2 protein-coding genes are annotated in these 2,582 nt (G+C 38.5%); both read left to right on the top strand.

Translation table 11 applies throughout. The features are described from left to right. Positions 1 to 965, top strand: a 965-nt coding sequence (locus WBQ70_RS05415; protein WP_423911488.1) for an FAD-dependent oxidoreductase, incomplete at its 5' end; no start/stop codon positions are given. A 616-nt stretch (positions 966 to 1,581) separates the two neighbouring features. After that, on the top strand, positions 1,582 to 2,582 hold a 1,001-nt coding region (locus WBQ70_RS05410), incomplete at its 3' end, for an FAD:protein FMN transferase (protein ID WP_423911486.1).

The raw sequence follows: 2,582 nt of genomic DNA, 5'->3' as shown, positions 1-2,582 counted from the left end.
ATCCCGAAGCGGCTAATTATGCCTTGGACTGGGTAGGAACATTGGCGGGTCGCAGGGAATCGCGTCGTTTTATTGGCGATCACATCCTTTCGGAAACAGATTTAACGGAACACAAACATTTTGAAGATGCCATCGGTTTTGGCGGTTGGTCACTAGACGAACACAATCCAGGCGGAATCGAAAATCCATCCGAGCCACCCAGTTATTTTCATGAAAATTTTGCTTCTGTTTATGAATATCCTTTCCGTAGTTTGTATTCTAAGAACGTTTCAAACCTTATGTTTGCAGGGCGTAACGTGAGTCAAACGCATATTGCGTTGTCCTCGTCGCGCATCATGGCTACCTGTGCTTTGATGGGGCAAGCGGTAGGAACTGCGGGTGCTATCTGTGCCAAAAAAAGCGTTCTACCCCGTGATATTTATCAAAAACACCACAATGAATTACAAGAAAATTTACTGAGAGACGATGTTTTTATCCCAAAACGTCCTGCCAATGATCCATTGGATTTGGCCAAAAAAGCCAACGCTATTTTCGCTTCTTCAACCCTTTCTGGTGATGCTAAACTTTTGACCGACGGAATGTCTCGCGATATCGAAGGCAAAATTCACCACTGGGAATCAGACGGATTAAACGCCGAATTGCAATTGGAATGGGAAAACCCAATCGATATTTCAAAAGTCGAAATTAAATGTGATACTAATGTCAAACGAAACATCATGTTACGAAAAGACAAGCGAAATGATAAAATATACACTAATGTAGTACCAGTCGAAATGATGAAAGCCTTAGATTTAGAGGCGCGCATCAACGGAAACTGGATTTCGTTGGGTTCAATAGATAAAAACAGAACTCGTTTAATCAAGTTCCAATTCAACAGCATAAAAACAACTGCAATCCGAATCAAATTGAAAGAAACCTACGGTGCTAAAAACGCTAAATTGTTCGAAATCCGTTGTTATGCCTAGTTTAAAAATGATAAGGAGCTAATCCCGCCATTCATTTCAAGCTTTTCGGTTACAAGCCATTTTTCTACGCTAAGGCAGGAGCTTCCGCTGGTCGCTCTGCCTCAGCAAGAAAAAATTGGCTTCTAACTCTCAAAGGCTTTCCATTGCTGTCGGGGCTAAAAACGGTAGTGCTTCAAAGTCTATTTTGATTATAATTTTAAACCTTTTATAAAGTAATTGGTCTTATTTAGTACTATTATCAAGATGAGCTTGTCGAATGAATGTCAGACTGAGTTTGTCGAAGTCTCTTTTATAGTAAGCACACTTTATTTTATGGAACAGTAAGTATTTTCTATAATTGTCAGACTGAGCTTGTCGAAGTCTCTTTTATATTAGGCACACTTTATTTTATGGAACAGTAAGTATTTTCTATAATTGTCAGACTGAGCTTGTCGAAGTCTCTATTATAGTAAGCATAGTTTATATCATGGAACAGTTATTATTTTCTATAATTGTCATGCTGAGCTTGTCGAAGCCCATTTTATTATGAAAGAAATGATTTATCGATGGCGCAATTCCATAAATCTAAAATCAAGAATCGTTTATCAACAATCAAAAATCTTTTAACAGAATCCTAATGATCATCCTTCCGCTCCTTATCGCTTTGTTATTTCCTCATCAGGAACCACAAAACGTATGGAATAAATACCAGATCAACGGATTCACTCAAGGAACAACATATAATATAAGCTATTATGCCAAAGAGCGCAATGTAGGCGAACACCAACTGGATAGCATTTTTGCTTCCATCGATCAATCTTTGTCTATTTATAAAGAGAACTCGTTAATCAATCAGTTTAATAATTCGTCTAAAGGAATCCTAGCAGATAGACATTTGATAAAGGTTGTTAAACGTTCGAAGGAAATCAATACAGCCACAAATGGACTATTTGATATAACCCTTTTGCCACTAATGAATGCCTGGGGTTTTCATAAAAAAGGAATGGAACCCTCAACTCCTGATGCAGCAATTTTAAAAGCAGTTAAAGCCTGTATGGGGAATGCGCTTTTGGAACGCAAAGGCAACCAATTATTGAAAAAGAAAGCCTGTGTGCAAATTGATGTCAACGGCATTGCCCAAGGCTATACGGTGGATGTAGTCGCTGATTTTTTATTGGCACACAAAATCACCAACTTTTTGGTCGAAATAGGTGGCGAAATCAGAGTTAGCGGTAGGAGACAACCCAGCGGTGAGATGATGAAAGTAGGAATCCAGAGTCCGTCAAAGCAAGAAGGAATGCCTGTAGCGATTCAGAAAATAGTTCAAATAGCATCGGGAGCGATCACGACCTCGGGGAATTATCAAAAGTTTTACGAAAGCAACGGCAAAAAAATCTCCCATTTGATGAATCCTAAAACGGGATTACCAGTAGATAATAATGTGATAAGTGTTACGGTGTATGCCAAAGACGCTATAACTGCTGATGGTTATGATAATGCCTTAATGGCAATGGGATTAAAAGAAGCTTTTAAATTTTTAAAAAAGAACAACCAACTCGAAGCCTATTTTATTTATAAGGATAAAATGGGCGTTGTCAAGGATACTGCTACCTATGGGTTTTATTCGTTGATGCGGTA

The organism is Flavobacterium sp. (assembly GCF_049590715.1).
Classification (GTDB): Bacteria; Bacteroidota; Bacteroidia; order Flavobacteriales; family Flavobacteriaceae; genus Flavobacterium.
This window is presented reverse-complemented; position numbering and strand designations above follow the sequence as displayed.